Source organism: Photorhabdus aegyptia, assembly GCF_000612035.1.
In the GTDB taxonomy this organism is placed as follows: Bacteria; Pseudomonadota; Gammaproteobacteria; order Enterobacterales; family Enterobacteriaceae; genus Photorhabdus; species Photorhabdus akhurstii.
Window position 1 is genome coordinate 1 of the sequence record NZ_JFGV01000074.1, and the last position, 25,363, is coordinate 25,363.

At 41.8% G+C, this 25,363-nt stretch carries 25 protein-coding genes and 1 pseudogene; 21 read left to right on the top strand and 5 right to left on the bottom strand.

The genetic code is table 11. The features are described from left to right. The first annotated feature begins 430 nt into the window (after positions 1-430). Both BA1DRAFT_RS24420 and tmaR read left to right on the top strand, forming a co-directional pair. Positions 431-553, top strand: a complete 123-nt coding sequence (locus BA1DRAFT_RS24420; RefSeq protein WP_258165607.1) for a hypothetical protein — start codon at positions 431-433, stop codon at positions 551-553. A gap of 123 nt (positions 554-676) precedes the next feature. Further along, positions 677-994 (top strand): PTS system regulator TmaR, encoded by a 318-nt coding sequence (gene tmaR, locus BA1DRAFT_RS18480; RefSeq protein WP_036782152.1) that lies wholly within the window; start codon positions 677-679, stop codon positions 992-994. A 44-nt stretch (positions 995-1,038) separates the two neighbouring features. On the opposite strand, the gene BA1DRAFT_RS18485 is transcribed toward tmaR, so the two are convergent. Both BA1DRAFT_RS18485 and rne read right to left on the bottom strand, forming a co-directional pair. Further along, the gene (locus BA1DRAFT_RS18485; protein WP_036782153.1) at positions 1,039-1,671 is read right to left on the bottom strand and encodes an SDR family oxidoreductase; all 633 of its coding nucleotides are present in this window, start codon (positions 1,669-1,671) and stop codon (positions 1,039-1,041) included. A 184-nt stretch (positions 1,672-1,855) separates the two neighbouring features. Then, on the bottom strand, positions 1,856-4,918 hold the full coding sequence (gene rne / locus BA1DRAFT_RS18490; protein ID WP_036782155.1) for a ribonuclease E: 3,063 nt from the start codon (positions 4,916-4,918) through the stop codon (positions 1,856-1,858). A gap of 559 nt (positions 4,919-5,477) precedes the next feature. On the opposite strand from rne, the gene rluC reads away from it, so the two are divergent. Next, on the top strand, positions 5,478-6,437 hold the full coding sequence (gene rluC / locus BA1DRAFT_RS18495) for a 23S rRNA pseudouridine(955/2504/2580) synthase RluC (RefSeq protein ID WP_036782191.1): 960 nt from the start codon (positions 5,478-5,480) through the stop codon (positions 6,435-6,437). Here the strand turns inward: rluC and BA1DRAFT_RS18500 are convergent. Continuing rightward, positions 6,434-7,024 carry a Maf family protein gene (locus BA1DRAFT_RS18500; protein WP_036782157.1) on the bottom strand — a complete coding sequence of 197 codons (591 nt, stop codon included), beginning with the start codon at positions 7,022-7,024 and terminating at the stop codon, positions 6,434-6,436. The two genes, rluC and BA1DRAFT_RS18500, sit on opposite strands and share 4 nt — an antisense overlap. 142 nt (positions 7,025-7,166) lie before the next feature. On the opposite strand from BA1DRAFT_RS18500, the gene yceD reads away from it, so the two are divergent. From yceD to BA1DRAFT_RS18590, 18 genes are all read left to right on the top strand, one after another. Beyond that, complete coding sequence (gene yceD / locus BA1DRAFT_RS18505) at positions 7,167-7,691, top strand: 23S rRNA accumulation protein YceD (RefSeq protein WP_036782159.1); 525 nt, start codon at positions 7,167-7,169, stop codon at positions 7,689-7,691. A 12-nt stretch (positions 7,692-7,703) separates the two neighbouring features. After that, complete coding sequence (rpmF, locus tag BA1DRAFT_RS18510) at positions 7,704-7,874, top strand: 50S ribosomal protein L32 (protein ID WP_011147057.1); 171 nt, start codon at positions 7,704-7,706, stop codon at positions 7,872-7,874. A gap of 29 nt (positions 7,875-7,903) precedes the next feature. Further along, complete coding sequence (gene plsX / locus BA1DRAFT_RS18515) at positions 7,904-8,941, top strand: phosphate acyltransferase PlsX (RefSeq protein ID WP_072164824.1); 1,038 nt, start codon at positions 7,904-7,906, stop codon at positions 8,939-8,941. 6 nt (positions 8,942-8,947) lie between these two features. Then, positions 8,948-9,901 (top strand): beta-ketoacyl-ACP synthase III, encoded by a 954-nt coding sequence (locus BA1DRAFT_RS18520; protein WP_036782161.1) that lies wholly within the window; start codon positions 8,948-8,950, stop codon positions 9,899-9,901. 24 nt (positions 9,902-9,925) lie between these two features. Next, positions 9,926-10,858 carry an ACP S-malonyltransferase gene (fabD, locus tag BA1DRAFT_RS18525; RefSeq protein WP_036782195.1) on the top strand — a complete coding sequence of 311 codons (933 nt, stop codon included), beginning with the start codon at positions 9,926-9,928 and terminating at the stop codon, positions 10,856-10,858. A gap of 8 nt (positions 10,859-10,866) precedes the next feature. After that, positions 10,867-11,601 (top strand): 3-oxoacyl-ACP reductase FabG, encoded by a 735-nt coding sequence (fabG, locus tag BA1DRAFT_RS18530; RefSeq protein ID WP_036782163.1) that lies wholly within the window; start codon positions 10,867-10,869, stop codon positions 11,599-11,601. A gap of 154 nt (positions 11,602-11,755) precedes the next feature. After that, positions 11,756-11,992: an acyl carrier protein gene (gene acpP, locus BA1DRAFT_RS18535; protein ID WP_011147052.1), complete on the top strand. Its 237-nt coding sequence runs from the start codon at positions 11,756-11,758 to the stop codon at positions 11,990-11,992. A gap of 73 nt (positions 11,993-12,065) precedes the next feature. Then, a complete protein-coding gene (gene fabF, locus BA1DRAFT_RS18540) occupies positions 12,066-13,313 on the top strand; it encodes a beta-ketoacyl-ACP synthase II (protein ID WP_036782165.1) in 1,248 nt (415 codons plus the stop codon). Positions 13,314-13,545: 232 nt separating this feature from the next. Further along, complete coding sequence (gene pabC, locus BA1DRAFT_RS18545; protein ID WP_036782167.1) at positions 13,546-14,370, top strand: aminodeoxychorismate lyase; 825 nt, start codon at positions 13,546-13,548, stop codon at positions 14,368-14,370. A gap of 83 nt (positions 14,371-14,453) precedes the next feature. Beyond that, positions 14,454-15,479: an endolytic transglycosylase MltG gene (mltG, locus tag BA1DRAFT_RS18550; RefSeq protein ID WP_036782169.1), complete on the top strand. Its 1,026-nt coding sequence runs from the start codon at positions 14,454-14,456 to the stop codon at positions 15,477-15,479. After that, the gene (gene tmk / locus BA1DRAFT_RS18555) at positions 15,476-16,114 is read left to right on the top strand and encodes a dTMP kinase (protein ID WP_036782171.1); all 639 of its coding nucleotides are present in this window, start codon (positions 15,476-15,478) and stop codon (positions 16,112-16,114) included. Before mltG ends, tmk begins: the two co-directional genes overlap by 4 nt. Continuing rightward, positions 16,114-17,097 carry a DNA polymerase III subunit delta' gene (gene holB / locus BA1DRAFT_RS18560; protein WP_036782173.1) on the top strand — a complete coding sequence of 328 codons (984 nt, stop codon included), beginning with the start codon at positions 16,114-16,116 and terminating at the stop codon, positions 17,095-17,097. Before tmk ends, holB begins: the two co-directional genes overlap by 1 nt. A gap of 31 nt (positions 17,098-17,128) precedes the next feature. After that, the gene (locus tag BA1DRAFT_RS18565) at positions 17,129-17,914 is read left to right on the top strand and encodes a metal-dependent hydrolase (protein WP_036782175.1); all 786 of its coding nucleotides are present in this window, start codon (positions 17,129-17,131) and stop codon (positions 17,912-17,914) included. Between the two features lie 71 nt (positions 17,915-17,985). Further along, the gene (gene hinT, locus BA1DRAFT_RS18570; RefSeq protein WP_036782177.1) at positions 17,986-18,342 is read left to right on the top strand and encodes a purine nucleoside phosphoramidase; all 357 of its coding nucleotides are present in this window, start codon (positions 17,986-17,988) and stop codon (positions 18,340-18,342) included. A 178-nt stretch (positions 18,343-18,520) separates the two neighbouring features. Further along, complete coding sequence (gene lpoB, locus BA1DRAFT_RS18575) at positions 18,521-19,090, top strand: penicillin-binding protein activator LpoB (protein WP_036782179.1); 570 nt, start codon at positions 18,521-18,523, stop codon at positions 19,088-19,090. After that, positions 19,053-19,940 carry a thiamine kinase gene (gene thiK / locus BA1DRAFT_RS18580; RefSeq protein ID WP_235201160.1) on the top strand — a complete coding sequence of 296 codons (888 nt, stop codon included), beginning with the start codon at positions 19,053-19,055 and terminating at the stop codon, positions 19,938-19,940. The genes lpoB and thiK overlap by 38 nt, the downstream gene beginning before the upstream one ends. Positions 19,941-19,990: 50 nt before the next feature. Then, entirely contained in the window at positions 19,991-21,013 is a 1,023-nt protein-coding gene (nagZ, locus tag BA1DRAFT_RS18585) for a beta-N-acetylhexosaminidase (protein WP_036782184.1), read from the top strand. Between the two features lie 416 nt (positions 21,014-21,429). Next, positions 21,430-22,734, top strand: coding sequence for an NAD(P)/FAD-dependent oxidoreductase (locus BA1DRAFT_RS18590; RefSeq protein ID WP_036782186.1), 1,305 nt, complete (start codon positions 21,430-21,432; stop codon positions 22,732-22,734). Positions 22,735-22,820: 86 nt separating this feature from the next. Here the strand turns inward: BA1DRAFT_RS18590 and BA1DRAFT_RS18595 are convergent, their stop codons facing one another. Together BA1DRAFT_RS18595 and BA1DRAFT_RS22765 are read right to left on the bottom strand one after the other, a co-directional pair. Next, positions 22,821-24,497 (bottom strand): S8 family peptidase, encoded by a 1,677-nt coding sequence (locus BA1DRAFT_RS18595; RefSeq protein ID WP_036782189.1) that lies wholly within the window; start codon positions 24,495-24,497, stop codon positions 22,821-22,823. A 270-nt stretch (positions 24,498-24,767) separates the two neighbouring features. Beyond that, a pseudogene (locus tag BA1DRAFT_RS22765) lies at positions 24,768-24,996 on the bottom strand (IS30 family transposase); the annotation flags it as partial. Positions 24,997-25,363: the final 367 nt, after the last annotated feature.

The window sequence follows — 25,363 nt, forward strand, 5'->3', positions numbered from 1 at the left end:
AACTAATAAACTAATAAACTAATAAACTAATAAACTAAATGCTTTTCCATTGGATATAAATTTTATTAAAAATAATTACCTGAAAATCTTATCTTACAAAGAGTTGTAAAATAAAAGAATGAATACAGTTTAAGATGTATATAATATTAGATAATGTTAACGTTTTATTCAATATTTTATCGTGCTCTATATAATTAATTGTCTTTATTTGGTTTGTTTATTAATATCTTGTTTAATTTCTGAATGGAATTAAATTTATAGTTTTTTATTCATTTTTCATGAGAAAATAATTGAATTTTTATCATATGAAAATATATAAATTTTGTCTCTGACAAATATGTAATTACGTTTGTTAGATAATCATGGAGATAACAGTGATTAATGATCATACACTTGGAATCTGAAAAAATTGTAGAGTAAGAAATGGAAGATGAGCGATAGGGAAGGGAAAAACTGTGCTTCTGTCAGTGGAGGGTTGGCGATTTATTATTCATTCGCAATGGACGATTGTTTTCGATTGAGTCAATATGTTGAACCTTTAGCAAGAAGTTAACAGGTTTATGTAATTAATGAGAATCAATAAATAACGGAAACTAACTTGTCTATTAATGGTTTTGGTCTTATTGTGTAGTTAAATTGGATAATCTATACGTTTGAGTAAAAGAAAGGTATGAAAATGGACAACGCAAATAAACCGTCATTCCACAATGTGCTGGAGTTTGTACGTATGTTTCGTCGTAAGAATAAGTTGCAGCGTGAAATCGCAGACAATGAGAAGAAAATACGTGATAACCAGAAACGAGTTTTATTGCTTGATAACTTGAGTGAATACATCAAGCCCGGTATGTCAATTGAGGATATTCAGAGCATCATTATGAATATGAGAAGTGATTATGAAGACCGCATAGATGATCACATAATTAAAAATGCGGATCTTTCTAAAGAGCGTCGTGAGTTGTCTAAAAAGCTTAAAACAATAGGTGAACTCAAATAGCATCATTAGATAACCACGCGTGAGTGCGTGGTTATTTTTACCGACTACGCAGTAACCCAATCAGGTTTAAGCTCTGGATCAACTAAGGTATAAATCTGCTGATATGAAGATTCTTCTTCTGCCATAGTTGCCAGTTGATGTGCGACATCTTGGCGACTAATTGCACCATGAATTTCATGTTGATATCTTTGGCAATGGCCTGTTCCCGGTTTATCTGTTAATCCACCTGGGCGAATAATTGTGTAATTCAAAGAACTTGTCTGAAGGTAGCTTTCTGCCATTGATTTACGCCTGACAGATTGGCCAAACAGCGACTTAGCTCTGGGTGATAAGGTTTTCCAGCCTTCGCCGCAACCTATTGAGGTAACGAGTAGCATACGTGTTATTCCAGTTCTCTCAATAGTATCAATGATGTTCATATTGCCAGGGAGATCTGAATCAATTCCACCAATAGTAGAGAAGACGATTGCTTCTGAACTTACATGTTGTACCGCTTTTTCAACATCTTCGGGATTACAGGCATCGCCTTGTATCACTTTGACGCCTAAAGCACTTAGCTCAGTAGCCTGCTGAGCATTGCGGATAAGAGCAATTACGGGACGTTTTTGTTGCAGTGCGACAGTCACAAGATGACGTCCAACGCCACTACCTGCACCAAAAATAAGCCACGGTTTCATAGACTATTCTCCTGATTAAATAAGAAATCGAATGATAATTAATTGAACAGAGTAACAGCGATAGCCGTTTAAACTAACCCTTATGTGGATACAATAAAATTAATGGTAAGCATTTTTGTGGGGTTAGTGGTAAAAAAAATGGCTCCCCAAAAAGAGCCATTCTGCTAATATTAAATAATGTTATTTATTCGAAAGACTGCGGTTTAGCCATTGGTGAAGTGGCCGCATTAGTGGCTGAATGACCTCCAGCGCCCCCTTTCCCTTCAAAATGAGAAAAAGGTCGTTGCCATTCGTTAATAACAATGGATTTTTCAATCATCTTAGGGGCTGGAGCTTTGGTCATCGGCGCATAAGCATGATGAACTTTGGCCATAATGGCAACAGGCTGTTTAACCATTTCATCCTCACTCTCTTCGACAGTCATCACTGCTGCAATTTCTTTAGAAACAACAATGTCTTCTTCTGTTTCAGGGTGCTGCTCAAATTCAAGGGCAATCGGCGTTATTGCAGCAAGTTCAATAACTGACGGCACTTCCCGCACTGATTCAGTTTGTTGTAGAACAATGTCATTTTGTTCTGTAATGTCTGTTTCAGGTTTGCTCCCGTCTTGGCGAGATTCCAGTATCTCCGCTATCTTAGGCGATTCAGTGATGGTTTGTTCAGATTCTGCAACAAGGGTGATTGCAGATACTGCTTCTGCTGCTATTGCTGGCAATACCTCATTTTGCTGTTCTTGCTGTTCGATCATGGCAATTTCCTCAGGAATCTCTATGGAAATCGGAACTACCGGATAGCGAACCCAAACTTTACCGGAAGCCATTTCTGGTGATGCAACAGCCATAGATAATGGCGCCGGTGATTGAAGTAGATTTCTTTCATCACGGTAACGGCGGCGGCGCTGACCACTAACGCGCAAGTGACGAGGTGAGCGACGAGAGCGGCGTGGCATAACATTATCTTGTTGCTCTTTATTTTCAGCCAGTTGTTGTGGCTGAACTGTTTCTACAGGTATTTCAACCGGTGCTGGTAATTGCTCTTCTGTAACAACAGGAACCGGCAGTGAAGCGGCAGTTGTAACTTCTTTCACTTCATCTATGATGCGGATTTTTTGTTCAAGCTGACGACGTTGGCGACGTGGTGCAACTGGAAGACGCTCTTCAACCTCATTTTCAACGACTTCTGGCTTCTGGGTTTCAAGTTGCTGCTGGCGTTTTTCTTCCTGACGACGGCGTTGACGTTCGGCACGTTGCTCGCGACGTTGCTGCTGTTGAGCTTCACGAGCAACCGTATCTATCGTCACGTTGTTATCTTGAGTGCCATTTTTTTGTTGAGTGTTGCGATTTTTTCGTTGCTCGTCACGATCACGGTTATTACGTTGCTCATCACGCAGATTATTATCATCACGATCTTTACGTGAATTTTGACGACGTTGGTTACGTCGTTCAGAAGAGCGACGGCTATCATGACCGGATAATTTATTCTCTTTTTTCTGGGCCGGTTTTTCTTCTTCTGTGCTGAATATTTTTTTCAAAGCAGTCAAGAAGCGGCTAAAGAGACTAGGTTGTTCCGTGATAGTCTGAGCAGGGCGATTAGGCTTTTTCTCTTTTGCTTTATGTGATGGCTGCTGTGCTGGCGTATCGGCTGGTAAAGCAAAGGCAGAAATAGCGGGCTGTTCAGGACGCTTACGTTCAGGTTGGACATCTTCTTGGAGATTTGTCGTTCCAGTTTCATGAAATTGAGGAAGCAGATAACTCAGTGTAGAAATTTCCTCACCTTTACGCACGCGTAAGACAGAGAAGTGGGGAGTCTGCATTTGATCGTTAGGCACGATCACCACGCCAACGTCTCCTTGACGGCGCTCAATTGCACTGACTGCCTGGCGTTTTTCATTTAGTAGATATGAGGCGATTTGTACTGGAACAATAGCATGTACTTGATGCGTGTTCTCTTTCAGTGCCTCTTCTTCAATCAGACGTAAAATGGATAGCGACAGGGATTCGTTATCACGAATAGTCCCTGTGCCGCTACAGCGCGGGCAAACGTGGTGGCTGGATTCACCTAGCGATGGACTTAGGCGCTGACGGGACATTTCCAGTAGGCCAAAACGGGAAATACGACCAATTTGAATACGAGCACGATCCTGACGAACAGCATCACGTAGGCGGTTTTCCACTTCACGTTGATGGCGTACGGGTGTCATATCGATAAAATCGATAACAATCAAACCACCAAGGTCACGCAGGCGTAACTGACGGGCAATTTCATCCGCTGCTTCAAGATTGGTATTAAAAGCGGTCTCTTCGATATCCCCTCCGCGTGTTGCGCGAGAAGAGTTAATATCGATCGCGGTTAACGCTTCTGTGGTATCGATAACCACAGCACCGCCTGATGGCAGGCGAACTTCACGCTGAAATGCAGATTCAATCTGCGATTCAATCTGATAATGACTGAACAGGGGAACTTCACCACTATATAGCTTGATTTTACTGGTGAAATCTGGGCGGCCAAGTGCAGTGATATGTTGCCGTGCCAGATCGAGAACCTTGGGATTGTCGATTAAAATCTCACCGATATCTGGGCGTAAATAGTCGCGGAAAGCACGGACGATAACATTGCTTTCTTGGTGGATTAAGAATGGCGCAGAGCGGTTCTCCGCGGCTTTTTTGATCGCCTCCCAGTGTTTAAGGCGGAATGACAAATCCCATTGTAGTGCTTCTGCGGATTTACCGACGCCCGCAGTGCGGACGATCAGCCCCATTCCTTCCGGCACTTCTAGCGATGCCAAAGCTTCTTTCAGTTCTGTGCGGTCATCTCCTTCGATACGGCGGGAAATACCGCCGGCACGAGGATTATTAGGCATTAATACCAGATAACTGCCCGCCAGGCTGATAAAAGTGGTTAAGGCAGCCCCTTTATTACCACGTTCTTCTTTATCGACTTGAACGATAACTTCCTGGCCTTCCCTGAGAACATCTTTGATATTAGGGCGACCATGAGGATGGTAGTTATTGGGGAAGTATTCGCGGGCTATTTCTTTAATAGGAAGGAAACCATGCCGTTCAGCACCATAGTCAACAAAAGCGGCTTCCAAACTAGGTTCAATTCGGGTGATTTTACCTTTGTAGATATTTGCTTTTTTTTGCTCGTGTCCTGGGCTTTCGATATCCAAATCATAAAGACGTTGCCCGTCAACCAGAGCAACACGCAACTCTTCTTGCTGAGTTGCGTTGATTAGCATTCTTTTCATTGTAACTTACTCATTATTTTTTACATTAGTTATAGAGCCACGGGCAAATATAGATGAGCGACTGGTAACCGATGGTCTCGTGTCTTTTACAAATCCGCCAACCTCCCGGTTGTCGTTTGTATAGAGACGCATATTTTCGGTAGGTCTGAATTTTCACTTAGAAAACAGTACCCTTTTCTAGGAATAATCTGCAAATATAAATGAAGCGGATTTGATCCAATTCCAGTAATCTGCTACCCGTAGCCCGCTAATTATTTGATTTCCCAGTACGTCTTACGCCATTGCTGCGTTTTTGTGCAATCAAATAAAGAACAAACGTTTAACTTCGCCATTCAGGATTAAAAAACTGATGGTGGCTACGTATTATTCCATTGCTGTTGGGGTGATAGCAAGGTGACTTTATGTCTTTAAGCGGTTTTTCTGATGAAATAGGAAGAAATAGTTAATATTTAATCTTTATCTTAAAGTAGGGAAGGTAACAGCTAGAAAGTATGCGTGATTTTTACACATATTTAAAAATGAGTAGCACTCTGCTTGAGTGATAATTAAAATTGCTATCATGAAAACGAATAATCAAATTGTACAATTTGTCACTATTGATGACGATGAGGCCGGACAGCGGGTTGATAATTTTTTATTAGCGCGTTTGAAAGGGGTTCCTAAGAGCATGATTTACCGGATTGTGCGTAAAGGCGAAGTTCGGGTAAACAAAGGCAGGATAAAACCTGAGTATAAATTGTCTGCGGGGGATGTTGTTAGAATCCCGCCGGTCCGGGTTGCAGAACGGCAAGAGGCGCCAGTTTCAGCTAAATTGGATAAAGTCGCTGCATTAGGCGATTGTATCTTATACGAAGATGACTACATTTTGGTGCTCAATAAACCTTCCGGTACGGCTGTTCATGGCGGTAGTGGCTTAAGTTTTGGCGTTATTGAGGGGCTACGGGTTTTACGTCCGGAAGCCAAATTCCTCGAATTGGTGCATCGTTTGGATCGTGATACCTCTGGAATTTTGTTAATTGCTAAAAAACGCTCAACTTTACGGGCCTTGCACGAGCAGTTACGACTTAAACAGATGCAGAAAGATTATCTGGCTTTAGTTCGGGGACAATGGCAATCACATTGTAAAGTTGTTCAGGCGCCATTGCTGAAAAACATCCTGCAAAGTGGTGAGCGGATTGTTAAGGTAAACAGTGAAGGTAAGCCTTCTGAAACACGTTTTAAAGTAGAAGAGCGTTTTACCAATGCAACGTTAGTGAAAGCTAGCCCTGTAACAGGTCGGACTCATCAAATCCGTGTTCATACACAATATGCTGGGCATCCGATCGCTTTTGATGATCGTTATGGCGATAAAGTTTTTGATTCGCAACTGTCAGATACGGGTCTTAACCGCCTATTTTTGCATGCCAGCGCGCTAAAATTTACTCATCCTTCGACGGGAGAGACATTACGTCTTGAAGCGCCGATGGATGAGCAGTTGCGCTATTGTATAAAAATGCTACGTCAGCATCACAGTAATTAACCTATCTCCGTCAGAGGGTTTACCCCCTGGCGGATTAATAATTCAGTCAATGTAATTAATGGTAAACCGATTAGCGTATTCGGATCTTTCCCTTCAAGTCGTTCAAATAAAGTAATTCCTAACCCTTCGCTTTTAAAGCTTCCGGCACAATTAAGGGGATTTTCCGCGGTTAAATAAGCCCAGATTTCATCATCAGTGAGTTCTCTAAAATAGACATTGAATAATTCGCAACGGGTATCGGTTATTCCTGTTTTGCTGTTAAAGAGGCAAATGCCGGTATAAAAGGTGACGCAATGACCACTGGCTTGCCGTAATTGTTTAAATGCATTTTCAAAATTGTGAGGTTTGCCGGTAATTTCGCCATTAATAACACAAACCTGATCAGAACCAATAATCAAATGCTGAGAATATTTAGCTTGTAATGCCTGTGCCTTGGCTTGTGCCAAACGTATAACGAGTTGTTCTGCATTTTCATTCATTCGAGGTGTTTCATCAGTATCAGGAGCCGCGCATATAAAGGGTAAACGAAGTTTTTCCAGTAACATGCGGCGGTAAGCTGAGGTGGAAGCTAAAATGATTTGTGTCATAATTTTTCCAAAAGACATGGCGAAATAATTGCAGGCATTTTAAACTAGGCACAGCTTAATAAGCGAATATTTGGCGGAAAGGTGCAGATGTGTGGCCTTTTTCTTTGACTATATCTCATTACAAAGATAATATGCGCGCCTTATGCAAAAGGTAAAATTACCCCTAACCATTGATGCGCTTCGCGCAGCTCAGAAACGATTAGACTACGCAGGTAGTTATTCACCTGAGCAAGTTTTGCGTATCGCGGAATCTGTGGTTAGCGTGGACAATGATGTAGACAGCGTTTTATCGTTTCAGATAGATAACCAACGTCTGGCGGTTGTGCGTGGGCATTCCGATGTGGATGTTACGCTTGAATGTCAGCGTTGTGGCGGTAATTTCAGCCATCACGTTCACATAACATATTGTTTTAGCCCGGTCGTCAATGATGAACAGGCTGAAGCATTACCGGAAGAGTATGAGCCAATTGACGTTAACGAATTTGGCGAAATAGATTTGCTGGCAATGATTGAAGATGAAATAATTCTTTCTCTGCCGGTGGTTCCGGTACATGATTCTGAACACTGTGAAGTGTCCGAGGCGGACATGGTGTTTGGTGAATTACCTCTAGAGGCTGAAAAACCAAACCCATTTGCCGTATTAGCCAGCTTAAAGAAAAGTACTTAAGGAGTAAGGTCAATGGCCGTACAACAGAATAAACCAACTCGTTCTAAACGTGGTATGCGTCGTTCTCATGATGCACTGACTGCACCATTACTGTCTGTGGATAAAACTTCTGGTGAAACTCACCTGCGTCACCATGTGACTGCTGATGGCTACTACCGTGGCCGCAAAGTCATCAACAAATAATCTCCGCCAGTCATTAGCAAGTTAATACCTTGACTAATCTGACTTTAGCGTTAGATGCCATGAGCGGGGACTTTGGTCCTCGCGTTACGGTGCCTGCTGCATTGCAGGCACTGGCGTTTAACCCTAGACTTAAATTATTGCTGGTCGGGATCCCCGATATCATTTCTCCGATGCTTGTAAATAGCGATGCTGAGTTGCTCAGTCGTTTACAAGTGGTTCCTGCTGAACGGGTTGTGGCTAATGATGCGAAACCATCGCAAGCGATTCGCAACAGCCGAGGAACGTCAATGCGTATTGCCTTGGATTTAGTAAAATCAGGTGAAGCGCAGGCGTGTATCAGTGCAGGAAATACCGGAGTATTGATGGGGTTATCTAAATTGATGCTAAAATCTATAGAAGGCATTGAAAGACCTGCTTTAATGACCGTGTTGCCAAACTTGAAGCAGCGGGAAACGGTTGTATTGGATTTAGGCGCCAATGTTAATTGCGATAGCCGCATGTTGGTACAATTCGCCATTATGGGTTCAGTAATGGCCGAGGAAGTCGTGGGAGTGGTCAATCCCGCGGTAGCATTGCTTAACATTGGTACAGAAGAGAGTAAAGGGCTGGATAATATCCGCGAAGCCGCCACTATTTTAAAGAGCATTCCGACAATAAATTACATTGGTTATCTGGAAGGTGATGAATTACTGACAGGTAAAAGCGATGTACTGGTATGTGACGGCTTCGCAGGTAACGTAACGTTAAAAACGATGGAAGGGGCGATCAGAGTTATCTTATCCCTGCTTAAATCATCGGATGGACAAAAGAAAAAGTTTTCCTGGTTGTTGAAAATAGTCAAGAAGTGGCTGCAAAAACGGATGACAAAACGCTTCGGTCACCTGAACCCTGACCAGTATAATGGCGCATGTCTGTTAGGATTATATGGAATTGTAATCAAAAGCCATGGGGCGGCTAATGAGCATGCGTTTAAAGCCGCAATCGAACAGGCTGTTCAGGCCGTTGAAAGGCAGGTTCCTGATAGAATTGCTGCACGCCTGGAAACAGCATTACCCAAGAGTGACTGAACATACATGTATACAAAAATTTTAGGTACAGGTAGTTACCTGCCTGCGCAAGTGCGTACTAATGCTGATTTAGAAAAAATGGTAGATACTTCTGATGAGTGGATTGTTACCCGTACAGGTGTCCGCGAACGTCGTATTGCTACTGATGATGAAACCGTTGCGGTTATGGGGTTTCGGGCAGCAAAGAAAGCGATTGAAATGTCGGGCATTGATAAAGATCAGATTGATTTAATCATTGTTGCAACAGCTTCATCCACCCATGCTTTCCCCAGTTCTGCGTGCCAAATTCAGCACATGTTGGGTACCCAAAATTCAGCGGCTTTTGATATTTCTGCCGCTTGTTCTGGTTTTGTTTATGCACTGAGTATTGCTGATAAGTTTATTAGAACCGGTGTGGCGAAACATGCATTGGTTATTGGTTCTGATTCTATTACCAGAACGCTTGATCCAGAAGATCGCGGAACACTTGTCCTGTTTGGCGATGGTGCAGGTGCTATGGTGGTAGGGGCTTCTAATGAGCCAGGAATTCTTTCAACTCATCTTCATGCAAACGGTAGCTATGGTGAATTGTTGGTATTACCTTATCAGGAGCGTCAGAATCTAAAAGAACCAGCGTATGCCAGTATGATCGGTAATGAAGTATTTAAGATTGCAGTTCGTGAATTGGCTAATATAGTTGATGAGACTTTAGAAGCAAATAACTTACCGTATAGTGAGTTGGATTGGCTGGTACCTCATCAGGCTAATTTGCGTATTATCGCAGCGACAGCTAGAAAATTAAACATGACAATGGATAAAGTAGTGGTAACACTAGATCGTTACGGTAATACTTCTGCGGCATCGGTACCCACAGCATTTGACGAAGCAGTGCGTGATGGCCGGATTAAGCGTGGTCAGTTAATCTTAATTGAGGCTTTTGGTGGTGGCCTTACTTGGGGTTCAGCACTGATACGTTTTTAATTTGACAGGAAGATGAACATGTCTATGTCTGAATTTGCAATGGTATTTCCTGGTCAGGGTTCTCAAGACCTTGGCATGTTGGCCGATTTGGCTACAGCGTTCCCGGTTGTCGAGCAAACTTTTGCTGAAGCATCTGATGTACTGGGATATGATCTCTGGGCACTGGTTCAGCAGGGGCCAGAAGAAGAACTGAATAAAACATGGCAAACTCAACCCGCGTTGTTGGCAGCATCGGTTGCTATTTGGCGGGTCTGGCAGGAAAAAGGTGGAAAAGCACCATCACTGATGGCTGGACATAGCCTTGGTGAATATTCTGCACTGGTTTGTGCAGGCGTCATTGATTTCAAACAAGCAATTAGACTTGTTGAACTGCGTGGCAAATTGATGCAAGAAGCTGTACCTGAAGGCGTTGGTGCAATGTATGTTATTATTGGCTTAGATAATGAATCCATTGATCGCGCCTGTAAAGAAGCAGCTCAGGGGCAAATTGTTTCTCCTGTTAACTTTAACTCACCTGGTCAGGTTGTTATTGCCGGTGAGAAAGAGGCGGTAGAGCGTGCTGGTGATGCATGTAAAGCCGCAGGCGCGAAACGTGCGCTGCCTTTGGCAGTCAGTGTACCGTCGCATTGTGCACTGATGAAACCCGCCGCAGATAAGCTGGCAGTTGTTTTGGAAGGAATTGAATTTAGCCATCCTCAGTTCCCGGTGGTAAATAATGTTGATGTGAAAATAGAACAATCTGCTGAAGCTATCCGTGATGCACTGGTACGACAACTCTATAACCCTGTCCGTTGGACAGAAACAGTTGAATTTATTGCTGGACAGGGTGTCGGGCGGCTATTAGAAATAGGGCCAGGTAGAGTTTTGACAGGTTTAACTAAACGAATTGTCAATACCTTAAGTGCAGCAGCAGTTAATGACACAGCTTCACTAGTAACTGCATTGGAAAATAATTGAGGAACAATATGAGATTAGACGGAAAGATTGCATTAGTAACAGGTGCTAGCCGTGGGATCGGCCGTGCAACTGCTGAACTATTAGCAGAGCGTGGGGCCTATATCATTGGTACAGCAACAAGCGAAAAAGGTGCTGAAGTCATCAGTACTTACCTTGGTGAAAAAGGTAAAGGTTTTGTACTGGATGTCACTGATCCGGAATCGATTGAACAACTTATGTCTACCATCCGAACAGAGTGGGGTGGGCTTGACATTTTAGTGAATAATGCGGGTATCACAGGTGATAACCTAGTGATGCGCATAAAGGATGATGAGTGGCAGCATGTTATAGACACTAATCTTTCATCCGTTTTCCGTATGACAAAAGCGGCAATGCGCTTCATGATAAAAAAACGTTATGGCCGCATCATCTCTATTGGCTCTGTTGTGGGATCGATGGGGAACACTGGGCAGGCAAGCTATGCAGCGGCGAAAGCAGGTCTTGTTGGTTTCAGTAAAACATTGGCTCGCGAAGTGATTTCCCGCGGTATTACTGTTAACGTTGTTGCGCCAGGGCTTATTGAAACTGATATGCTAAAAGCGTTGCCAGAGGAACAGTTGGCGAACTTTTCGAAAGATATCCCCGCTAAGCGGCTTGGGGATGTAAAAGAAATTGCTAGTGCTGTGGCTTTCTTTGCTTCTGATGAAGCGGCTTACATCACAGGCGAAACATTACATGTCAATGGCGGCATGTACATGAACTAAAAAATGAGCGAACCAGTTGCATTTTTTGTGTCAAATAACGCAAAATAGTGCAAGTTTGTGGTTCGACCAGCCGGGATTGGGTTGCATCTTTTCCTGTATTTTATAAACTACGAAAACCATCGCGAAAGCGAATTTTGATAGGAAATTTAATAGCATGAGCACTATTGAAGAACGCGTTAAAAAAATCATCGTTGAACAACTTGGTGTTAAAGAGGAAGAGGTTGTTAATTCAGCTTCTTTTGTAGATGACTTGGGCGCTGATTCTCTTGACACAGTTGAACTGGTAATGGCTCTGGAAGAAGAGTTCGATATCGAAATTCCAGATGAAGAAGCAGAAAAGATCACTACAGTTCAGGCAGCTATTGATTACGTCCAGAACCAAAGCGAATAAGTGAACACACCTAGGCGGTCATTCGACCGCCTATGTTTCTGCCCTAAATAATTTCCCTCCCTGGAGGATAAGCGTGTCTAAGCGTCGAGTAGTTGTGACCGGACTAGGCATGTTATCTCCTGTCGGTAATACAGCAGAATCTTCTTGGAAAGCTGTTTGTGCCGGACAGAGTGGTATCAGCCTTATTGACCATTTTGACACCAGTCACCATGCAACTAAGTTTGCTGGTCTGGTTAAAGATTTTAATCATGAAGATTTCAATATTTCGCGCAAGGATGCACGAAAAATGGATGACTTCATTCAATATGGTATTGCAGCAGGTGTGCAAGCCATTGAAGATTCTGGAATTGAAGTAACAGAAGCCAATGCTAGTCGTTTTGGTGCTGCTATTGGTTCTGGTATTGGTGGTTTGGGTCTGATTGAAGAAAATCACGGAGCATTGGTGGCGAATGGTCCTCGTAAGATCAGCCCATTCTTCGTACCTTCTACGATCGTAAACATGGTAGCAGGTCATCTGAGTATTATTTACGGCTTGCGTGGTCCAAGCATTTCTATCGCAACAGCATGTACATCAGGTGTACATAATATTGGTCATGCTGCCCGTATTATTGCTTATAATGATGCTGACATTATGCTGGCAGGTGGTGCGGAAAAAGCCAGTACTCCTCTAGGGGTTGGTGGTTTTGGCGCTGCCCGTGCTTTATCTACCCGTAATGATAATCCACAAAGTGCAAGTCGTCCGTGGGATAAAGACCGCGATGGCTTTGTTCTGGGGGATGGCGCAGGTATCCTGGTACTGGAAGAGTATGAGCATGCGAAGAGACGTGGTGCGAAAATTTACGCAGAAATCGTTGGCTTTGGCATGAGCAGTGATGCTTATCATATGACGTCTCCGCCAGAAAATGGCGCAGGTGCTGCGCTGGCGATGGAAAATGCGCTGAAAGATGCCGGTATCACTACCAAGCAAGTGGGATATATTAATGCTCACGGTACTTCAACACAGGCTGGCGATTTAGCGGAAGCCCATGCGGTTGAGTCCGTGTTTGGTGAAGGCACTGATGTTTTAGTGAGTTCTACCAAATCAATGACTGGTCATTTGTTGGGTGCTGCGGGGGCGGTTGAGTCTATTTTCACTATCCTGGCATTGCGTGATCAGCTTGTTCCGCCGACTATCAACCTGGAAAACCAGGATGAGAACTGCCGTCTGGATTTCGTGCCAAATGAGTCCCGTAAGGTAGAGGGGATGGAATATGCATTGTGTAACTCTTTCGGCTTCGGTGGTACTAACGGCTCATTGATTTTCCGTAAGATATCAACCTAATTGACAGACAAAGCCTGATATTACAGAAAGTTGCTGTTAAGAGCCTCTCGGTATGGTTTTGTAAATATCGAGAGGCGATAGAATGGAGAGCTCCAATAGTTAATAATTATTGGAGCTTTTTTTGTGGCAAGAACTATGGGCATTTTTGCACTCGTGTCAGCGATATACTATGATACCGATTGTTGATAAATTGATTGAAATGCCTTTTTTGAGTAATTAAGAATAAAGTGATATGTATTGGATTAATGGGGAGCGGAGCGACTATTTACCAGTGAATGATCGTTCAGTTCAATTCGGTGATGGTTGTTTCACAACAGCAAAAATAGAACAGGGGCAGGCCGCTTTATTGCCATTGCATATCCAAAGATTACAAAAAGGCGTTGAAAGGTTATATCTTCCACAACCTGATTGGCAACAGCTTGAAAACCATATAAAACAGATTGCTTCCACAACTGAACAAGGTGTACTTAAAGTTATTATTTCCCGCGGAACCGGAGGGCGTGGTTATAGTGCTGAGGGTTTTACGCAATCCAATCAGATTTTGTCTGTTAGTCCTTATCCCGATAACTATTTGAAACAGCGTCAGAAAGGTTTATCTCTGGTGCTCAGTCCGATACCGATGGGAATAAATCCTTACCTTGCCGGAATTAAACACCTTAACCGATTAGAACAGGTATTGATTAAATCATTTATCGAAAAATCAAATGCTGATGAAGCTCTGGTACTTGATACTGATGGTTTGTTGGTTGAATGCTGTACTGCAAACATTTTCTGGCGTAAAGGAAAAGATGTGTATACTCCTGATTTACGAGGCTGTGGTATCGAAGGGGTGATGCGAGCAAGAATAATCGCGTTATTATCGGAAAGTGATTATCACTTTTCCTGTGTAAACTGTTATCCCGAGACATTGGCTGATGCAGATGAAGTGATAGTCTGTAATTCTTTAATGCCAGTGATACCTGTCAGAGAAATTCAAGTTCATGAAAATCAGCCTACATGGAAATATCAGTCAAGGGAACTATATGATTATTTGCTTCCTGAATGTCTGAAATTGTAATTCACAATGTGTCTAAATGAATAGTGTGTCTAAATGAATAGTGTGTCTAAGTGAACAATGTATTTAAGTGATTAAATTAATTGATGAAACGGAAAAAAAGTCTTTTTGCTCTATTGGTTTTGATTGTCATTACGGCAGCAATATTACGCTATGCTGGCTATAAAAAAGTTGAAAAATTTGCGGATCAAACACTAACAATTAAACAGGATCGAATATTTACCTTACCAGCCGGTATTAGTCGTCATGGTTTGGAGGCGTTACTAGTGCGGGATAACTTGATTGAAGATAGTCATATTTTCCCTTGGTTATTAAGGCTGGAGCCAAAACTTGCCGAATTTAAAGCGGGAACTTACCAATTGACACGAGAAATGACGTTGCGGGAAATGTTGCAATTATTCTCTAGTGGTAAAGAAGCGCAATTTACGGTCCGTTTTGTTGAAGGTAGTCGTTTATCTGACTGGTGGAAAATACTACAGCAATCTGAATATCTTAAGCATGAATTGGATAATAAAAATGCGCAGGAGTTGGCTGAGATACTCGATATAAAAGATACTGATACTTTGGAAGGGTGGCTTTATCCTGATACCTATCACTATACGGCAGGTACAAGCGATGTGGCGTTGCTGAAACGAGCATATCGACAGATGAAAATGACGCTTGAAGAGGAGTGGGAAGGGCGCGACAAAAATCTACCCTATAAGAATGCTTATGAAATGTTGATTATGGCGTCGATTATTGAAAAAGAGACCGGTGTTGAGGCTGAGCGGACAAAAGTTGCTTCTGTATTTATTAATCGCTTACGGTTGAACATGCGGCTTCAAACTGATCCGACCGTGATTTATGGTTTAGGTGAAAAATACACAGGCACTATTTTTCGTAAAGATTTAACAACATTGACGCCCTACAATACTTATATGATTGATGGCCTGCCACCCACACCGATTGCGATGCCTGGCCTTGCTTCCATAAAAGCGGCTGCCCACCCGGCAAAAACCGAATTTCTCTATTTTGTGGCGAATGGTAAAGGTGGTCATACTTTTACGACCAATCTAGCTGCGCATAACAAGGCGGTAAATATTTATCGTCAGAGGTTAAAACAGGACAAATGAACAGCAAATTTATTGTTATTGAAGGGCTGGAAGGTGCAGGAAAAACGTCAGCGATGAAAACAGTCGTTGAAATATTGCAGCAGCACGGTATTCAGGATTTAATTTTTACCCGTGAGCCGGGTGGAACACCACTGGCAGAAAAATTACGAGGGTTAATTAAACAAGGTGTTGAAGGTGAATCTCTGACGGATAAAGCAGAGGTGTTAATGTTATATGCAGCCAGAGTTCAATTAGTCGAAAATGTGATTAAACCTGCTTTGGCTCGCGGTACATGGGTTGTGGGTGATCGTCACGACCTCTCTTCCCAGGCATATCAAGGGGGAGGGCGTGGTATTGATAAAAACTTGATGAGTTCGCTACGTGATACTGTGCTTGGTGATTTCCGTCCTGACCTGACTATTTATCTCGATCTTCCTCCTCAGATTGGTTTACTGCGTGCTCGTGAACGCGGAGAGTTAGACAGAATTGAAAAAGAGTCGATGGATTTTTTTGATCGTACGCGCAGTCGTTACCTGGAGTTTGCAGCACAGGATAAGAATATTGTGACCGTTGATGCGGCTCAACCGATAGAGCAAGTACAAGCAGATATTTATCAGGTACTTGGGCAATGGCTAAAGCAGCAGGAAAATGGCTGATGAATTGGTATCCGTGGCTTAATCAGGCATATCGTCAGTTGGTGGAATCTCACCAGCAAGGTCGAGGCCATCACGCTTTATTGGTTCATGCTAATGCAGGTACTGGGGCCGATGTGTTGATCTATGGATTAAGCCGATGGTTGATGTGTCAGGATAGACAGGGGATGAAAAGTTGTGGGAAGTGTCATAGCTGTCATCTGATGATGGCCGAGACTCATCCTGATTGGTACATTATGTCACCGGAGAAGGGTAAAACCAGCGTTGGTGTGGAAGCGATACGGCAGATTACGGAAAAGCTTTATAGCCGTTCTCAGCAAGGTGGGGTAAAAATTGTCTGGTTACCTTTGACCGAGTGTTTGACAGATGCTGCGGCTAATGCATTATTGAAAACGTTGGAGGAACCGCCGGAACATACCTATTTTCTTCTGGAATGTCGGCAACCAGCCAGCCTTTTGGCAACTTTACGTAGCCGTTGTTTTTACTATTTTTTGCCAGTGCCTGAAACGGAAAGTAGTCTTTATTGGTTGCAAAAACAGTTGCCTTTAGTTTCTTCTGCCGATGCAATAACAGCATTGAAACTGTCTCAGGGGGCTCCTGTAGCAGCAGAGCAATTATTGCAACCGGGGCAATGGCAGATACGGGAACAGTTTTGTCAGGCTGTTAAACAGGCTTTGGATAAACGCGATGCTTTGTCACTTTTACCCCAGCTTAATCATGAAAATGCGCCACAACGCCTTCATTGGCTTATTAGCTTGTTACTTGATGCGGTGAAGTGGCAACAGCAGGTACAGCGTTATTGCATCAATCAGGATCAACAAACGCTGATTTATCAATTGAGTTCCATGCATACTATGGCTGTTTTGCTACAAAGCGTTGGTGATTGGACGTCTTGTCGTCATCAATTGCTTTCAGTAGTGGGCGTGAATTGGGAATTGTTGTTGGCAGAACAGTTGCTTAATTGGGAAAAACAGTTTACTTCATAACCCTGAAATCTTTTTGTATACGAGTTTAAATATGTTGTTAGTTGATTCGCATTGTCATCTCGATTGTCTCGATTATGAAAACCTACATAAAAATGTAGATGATGTTGTTGCAAAAGCGGTAGATCGGGAGGTTAAATTTATGCTGGCAGTAGCGACAACGCTACCTGGTTTCCAGCAAATGAAAACGTTAATTGGTAAACGGGAAAATATCGTATTTTCCTGTGGTATTCATCCACTTAACTTGGATGAAGGTTATGACTTTGATGAGTTGGCGCGTTTAGCGGCCGAGAATGAAGTTGTTGCACTAGGTGAAACTGGGTTGGATTACTATTATCAGCAGGATAATGCTGAATTACAGCGAACCTCATTTCGTGAACATATTCGCATCGGACGCAAACTCAACAAGCCTGTTATCGTCCATACCCGTAGTGCTCGTGATGATACTTTAAAGGTATTGCGTGAAGAACAGGCACGAGAATGTGGCGGTGTTTTGCACTGTTTTACGGAAGATAAAGATACGGCTAGAGAATTACTGGATTTAGGTTTCTATATTTCATTCTCTGGTATTGTTACTTTCCGTAATGCAGAGCAGATCCGTGAAGCGGCGAGATATGTACCATTAGATCGTATTCTGATTGAAACTGATTCGCCTTACCTTGCACCTGTTCCTCATCGTGGCAAAGAGAACCAGCCAGCCTATGTACGTGATGTTGCGGAATATATGGCTGTACTCAAAGGTGTGAGTGTTGAGGCAATAGCAGAAGTGACTACACAGAATTTTTGCGATTTATTTCATGTTGGTGTAGACAAAATTTGATTTATCAACTTGAATCTTTGGCTTGTAAGCGCTCATATATCGGTTGTTTTTTTGAATAAAAGGAAAATGTGATGGCAGAAGAAACTATTTTCAGTAAAATTATTCGCCGTGAAATACCTTCTGATATTGTTTATCAGGACGATCTGGTCACTGCATTCCGCGATATTTCTCCACAGGCACCGACCCATATTCTGATTATTCCAAATGTCCTGATCCCAACAGTGAATGATGTTAAACCGGAGCATGAAGCAGCGTTAGGGCGCATGATGACGGTTGCGGCAAAAATTGCTGAACAAGAAGGCATTGCAGAAGATGGATATCGTTTGATTATGAACTGTAACCGCCATGCGGGACAGGAAGTTTATCATATTCATATGCATTTGGTTGGCGGTCGCTATTTAGGGCCATTGTTGATGAAGTCAATGTGAAGTATTGAAATTTATGGATATAGGCAGATATTCGGGGATGTTTATTCCAAGATGCCTCGAATATCTCGATTTTTTAATAAATGCTGCAAATTTATCATTGGAGTTGAACCGATAATATATTGCTGCTATCACAGCAGAAATTTATCTGTTTTTTAAACTCTGTAATTGGAATAGGTTAATGAGAAGAATTCTTTTTGTAGCACTATCGGTTATGTTTTTGGCGGGATGTCCATCCTTGCCACCGGAGCAGCCTGAACCTCCGACGCCGGTCGTACCAGTGACTCCATCGGAAAAACCGACACCACCATCGGAAAAAGTGCCAGAACTCCCGAAAATGCGCGCGATTGACTGGGAAAGTACTGTGCAACCATTAGTTGAGCAATTAGTTAAGGCTCATGGGTTGGAAAACGGGAAGCTACTGTTAGTTGATACAGTAAAAAATAATACCAACGGTGCATTACAAACCATGCAGGCAACCGATGCTCTGCGTCAAGCTGTCAGTAGCAAGCATGTTTTTGAGTTAGTACCACAAAATCAAGTGCAAAGTGCCCGTCAATCTCTAGGCTTATCTGAGGAAGATAGTTTGGGATTGCGTAGCAAAGCGATTGGTCTGGCGCGTTATTTGAATGCCGATTATGTCCTTTATTCTATAGTTTCAGGTAACAGTGATAAGCGCGATATCGTCATGCAACTGATGCTGGTACAGACGGGTGAGATTCTTTGGTCAGGGCACGGTGACGTTAAATAATCATGATTGTTTGTTGCGGGCATTGTGCAGGCAATGGCCGCATACCGAAGTAGGCGATTGGAAAATAAGACCGTTAAGCGGTCTGACAAATGGGAGCTATTACGCCACCAATGGTAAATATCATGTTGTCGGCCGTAAGCAGTGGCAACAAGGGAAACAGCTTGGCGTTAATCGTCAGCGTGAAAGCGCCATTTTGCGCCATCTCAGCCAGGTAAAAATTGCTCCGCAAGTCATAGCAATGGTTCCTCATTGGCTGTTGTTGACGTGGTTGCCCGGCCATGTGATTGGGCAAAATGAGTTTTCTCAGCCTGATTTTTTGCAAAAATTGGCGGCATTATTGGCGATTTTGCATCACCAGCCGCTGTTTGGCTACCGGCTTCAACTACGGCATCAGTTAGAAAGCCACTGGTTGCAAATTGATAAAACGCGTCTTACTCCCCGCTGGTTGCGGTTGCATAAACACTTTATGTCATCTCCAATGCCTTCAATACTCAAATTATCACCCGCTCATATGGATGTGCATTACGGTAATTTGCTTAATACTTTTCAGGGGCTGAAACTCATTGATTGGGAATATGCAACTGATACCGATATTGGGTTTGCGCTAGCGACACTGTTTCGCATTAATCACTGGAATGAATCGCAACAGCAAGATTTTTTGAACTACTATTGTTGTCAGCCATCAGGATACTTGAATCGCACACTATTAGAGCGCCAGATTAAACGTTGGCGACTTTGGGTTGATTATATGTTTTTGATGTGGTTTGAAGTGCGTTGGAAACAGAGTGGTGATCCACAATTTTTAGAATTAGCGCAACCGTTACGTCTCTCTTTTGGTCTAACGTTTTAAATATATCGCACTGCATTAATTGCAGCACATGAATACAAGTGAGGAATGTTATGGGTCCGGTCATGTTAGATGTTGTTGGTTATGCATTGGATAATGAAGAGAAGGAAATTTTGCAACATCCATTAGTGGGCGGATTAATTCTGTTTACCCGTAATTTTCATGATCCTGAGCAATTACGAGAATTAGTACGTCAGATTCGTAAGGCTTCCCGTCATCGTCTTGTGATTGCTGTTGATCAAGAAGGCGGCAGAGTTCAGCGTTTCCGTGAAGGTTTCACTTGTTTACCGGCGGCTCAATCTTTTGCTGGATTGAGTGACAATCTCAATGGAATTCAATTGGCGGAAGAGGCGGGTTGGTTGATGGCGTCTGAAATGATTGCTATGGATATTGATATCAGCTTTGCTCCGGTTTTGGATTTAGGTCACCGATGTGTGGCTATTGGTGAACGTTCATTCCATGAAGATCCCGAACAGGCCAAGATGATGGCGGAGCACTTTATTAAAGGCATGCATTCTGCTGGTATGAAATCGACGGGTAAACATTTTCCGGGGCATGGTGCTGTTGATGCTGATTCTCATAAAGAAACTCCCTGTGATGATCGCCCGTTGGAAGTTATTTGTCATCATGATATGTCTATTTTTCGTGATTTTATTCAGCGCAATTTATTGGATGCGATTATGCCGGCTCATGTGATCTATTCTCAGGTAGATGAGCATCCAGCCAGCGGGTCGTCATACTGGTTAAAATCAGTGCTGCGTCAGCAATTGGGCTTTGATGGCGTGATATTTTCCGATGATCTCTCTATGGCGGGGGCGGCGATGATGGGAAGTTACGTTGAACGCGGACAAACTGCACTGAATGCAGGTTGTGACATGATTTTGATATGTAATAACCGTGATGGAGCGGTTAGCGTGCTTGATAATCTGCCTTTGACCAAAGTGGAGAAATTATCAGAATTGTATCATCGAGGTAGTCAATACAGTTTGAATGAGTTAAAGAATTCAAAACGTTGGCAGCAGGCTAATAAAGCACTAACGGCTTTACATGAGCAATGGCAGGGTTGTGTGCGGTAATTGTAAAGTCATCCTTTATGTTTGTTTTATTGCCAAATAGATGACCTTTAGCGTTAATTGTGCGGGAAAATATCCCGCTTTTTTGTATAATATAGCATTGTCGCATTCCTGAAATTTCTTTGATATCAGGTTTTTTTAAGATCTCTTTCTCAATTCATATTTTCTTTCCTACGTCAATAAAAACATGAGAAAAATAAGAGCTGAATCCAATCAACTGAAAATAAATTGACAAATTTTGTGATTGATGTTTATTTATTCAAAAGAATTTGATGTTGTTCAATTTTGGTATGACCTACTAACCAGTCATGATATTCTGTAATTATCACATCAGTTATTTGTATAAAACTAAATGTTATTTAAAGGTATTATTTTACTGCCCTTAAATAACATTTGGTTTACATTTTAGTGGAGTAGTCATGACAACACCAAAGAAGAGAATTGTTATCATTGGTGGAGGTGCCGGTGGTTTGGAACTGGCAACCAGTCTGGGGCATAAGTTGGGTCGCAAGAAGAAAGCAGAAATTGTGCTGGTGGATCGTAACCAAAGTCATTTATGGAAGCCGTTATTACATGAAGTGGCAACAGGCTCCCTTGACGATGGGGTTGATGCGTTGAGTTATCTGGCCCATGCCCGTAATCACTATTTCAGTTTCCAATTAGGGACGTTGACTGATATTCACCGCGATAGCAAAAAAATTACTTTGGCTGAGATCAGGGATGAATATAACGAAGTGCTGGTGCCTGAACGTGAATTGAGCTACGACATTCTGGTTATGGCCTTGGGCAGTACATCCAATGATTTTAATACACAGGGTGTGAAAGAGCATTGTATCTTCCTGGATAATCCACAACAGGCTCACCGTTTCCATAATGAAATGTTGAATCTGTTTCTTAAGTATTCTGCAAACTGTGGGCAGCAAGATAAGGTTAATATTGCTATCGTTGGCGGTGGTGCGACAGGTGTTGAGCTATCAGCGGAATTGCACAATGCGGTAAAACAGCTTAACAGTTATGGTTTTGAAGGGTTGAATTCAGAAGCGTTGAACGTGACGTTAGTCGAAGCAGGGGAGCGGATTTTGCCTGCATTGCCGGCGCGTATTTCTGCTGCGGCACATCAGGAACTCACAAAACTTGGCGTTCATGTATTAACCAAAACTATGGTGACCAGTGCTGATGAACGCGGGTTGAATACTAAAGAGGGTGAGCTAATTAAAGCTGATCTCATGGTATGGGCTGCCGGTATCAAAGCACCTGATTTTATGAAAGATATTGCTGGTCTTGAAACTAACCGAATTAATCAGTTAGTGGTGAAGCCAACGCTGCAAACGACACTTGATGATCATATTTTTGCCATTGGTGATTGTGCGTCATGCTCGAAGAAGGAAGGTGGTTTTGTTCCACCAAGGGCGCAGGCGGCTCATCAAATGGCTAGCTGCTGTTACAGTAATATTATTGCCTTGTTGCATGATAAACCGTTAAAAGAGTATACCTACAAAGATCATGGCTCATTGGTGTCATTGTCTAAATTCAGTACGGTGGGTAGTTTGATGGGCAATTTGATGCGTGGTTCAATGATGATAGAAGGGCGTGTAGCTCGCGCTGTCTATATCTCTTTATATCGTATGCATCAGGTAGCCTTACATGGATATATCAAAACTAGCTTGATGATGCTTGTTGGCGGTATAAACCGTGTAATTCGCCCGCGATTAAAATTGCATTAATGACTTAATTAATACAAGGCCCCCCGTAGAATAACGGGCGGCCCTGATAAAACATCACTACTTTAATCTGAAATCATTTACCTTAATTAAGAAAGCAAACGATCAACTAATTTGAAAGCATTTGCGACATTTGGTCGCGAGCCGATTCCTTGTAGTTCTCCTATTGTAAAACCGCTACTTCTAACCAGTGTTGCTATTTGAGTGCAGTTAAGATATTTATGATATTTTGATTTGGCATAGGACTGAATAAGTGCTAATGCCCCTGCGACTAAAGGTGTAGCACTGGATGTACCATTATAACCGCGAGTATAATTTCTATTATTTCCTGGTAGGTACTGTAAGTTTGTATATCCAGTAGTTGTGACATTCTCACCCCAGGAGTTTAAACTGGTGTGAAGATTATGATTGGAAAAGCCTAATCGGTGTCCATTAATTGATGTACAGGCACCGATCATAATACCACCAGGATCACCGTAATTAGGGAAAGTGAAGTCATAGGCTAAATTAATACCACTATTACCAGAAGCGAAAATAATGATAGCTCCTGCATCAGCACAACTTTTTATTCTTTGCCAATTAGATTTGAGGTAGGTAAAAGGATAATATCTATTATTGGCTACAGTTTGAATATTTAAGCTAATAATATCTCCTGGTAAAAAGCTATATATTATTCTATCAAAATCATCGACGTCATAAAAACGGAATTGACATTCGTGAGCAATACCCGTCACACCGAATTCATTATCTTTTGCAGAAATACAGCCGGTGGCTGCTGTGCCATGATTACAATCTTGTGTTTCTGGGCGGCTGTTGATAACCGTAATATTACCAACTAAATCTTCATGGTTTCTATAAACGCCGAAATCAAGATGGTGTACAGTGACGCCTTTACCTTTATAACCTTCATCCCAGGCTTTTCTAATATTCATACCGTTATGTTCGTCTAAATATCCCTGTAGATGTGAAAAATCAGGTGTAACGATATGAGTAGTATCAAATTCAGGAATTATCGTTTCCTCTTCGGACAGAAGTAAAGGCGGTGGTGGCAGTTCTTTCAAAATCGGCGTAAGAGAGCAAAATTCGACATAATCCAGTTTCTCCAACTCATTGGCTAACTTGACTAAATCAGCATGACTAATATCAGCATCTATCTTGTAAAGATGAGTTAATTTACTGAATTCTGGTGTTTTCCAGGTTTTCCTATCTAAATCTTCTTGATTAAAAACAGGTTTTATCTCTATTGCGCTTTTATATGAATTAAAAATAGGTAATAAGTTATCTTTTTCTATTTCAAATTTTTTTAATCCATCAGGGGAAAACAGAATTTCAAGATTATATTTCAAATTCTTATTTGGGATATCATTATTTCCTTTTAAAGAGACGGTGTTACCTTTAGCAGGTGTTTGTTTCGGGAGGATATGGTTAATGTCAATATTATCAGTTTTGTTTTTATCTATCTCATCGATTTTCTTATTGATATCAAACAATAAATCTGATTCTTTTATTTCTATATTTTCTGGTGTAAGATTAGCAACTGTTTTACCATCCTGAACAAGGATGGTTTCTATCGTATAATTTGCGGGTTTTAGTGAAGTCAAGCAGGCGATTTGATTATCTTCACTATAACATTCATATATCTCTTTTGTATTTGAATTGGTTACGGTGTATTTTATTTCTATATTGTTACTAATTTCACCGTGACATTTGAGATATAGATTACCGTCAAATTTTGCAGATTGAAAGTACTCAAGGGATATGTTCATTATCATTCTCCTCTTTGGTTAATTGCCTCCTCAGTATAACTATAACTGGGTATTTCATATTATTATTATTTCTTAGTCCATTGTTCTGTTAGAGAGTAACTGGGCTATCTATACTGATTATTGCTGAATGTGATTTTAGAATTAATTTATAATCGCTTTGGTGAGGAAGTTATTTTCCTTAAAATAAAAAGTGGGTTTTTATTAAGGTGGATAAGTTCGAATAACCTTATTAATAGTATGTAATATATTTACATAGTAAGTGCAACATTGTTACTCTGGAAGTAAACACATCCGTGTTCCTCTAAATAATTCATTATGTGTCTTCCCACCCCCGAGTTTTTCGGGGCGATTACTTAATCGGTTTACCACAAAATTTAATTTCTGCTCAGATATTTCATTAAAACTGGTTCCCTTTGGTGATTAACTCATTGATGTTTTCATTAGTCCCCCTTTCCCAAGGTGAATAAGGGTGAGAAAAGTAAATTTGCGACTCTAATTTAGTTCATGCTCTGCAAACTCCAAACATCGTATTACCTTCCCAATCGCCGATACGTTCAACTCTCCAATTACGGAGCAGTAGCACGGGATTTATTTTTACCTGATAGAGTTTATTTAACCAAAATCGATATGGGCAGCTCAACTAGACATCAAGTCCGGTAATAGAGAAATTAGCTGTGTAATCACCACCAATACCTGCTGTCTGATAGTTATCTCCCAATCCGCAATAGCGTAGCACCTGTTTTGCCAACTGAGCTAAAAGTTATCATCCAACCTAATCATAAAAGGTCATTACTTATCACAAATTAAAAATAACTGTCACAGTTCAAGTAATTCAATGCTGAAATCAATCATCATAAATGTGATGT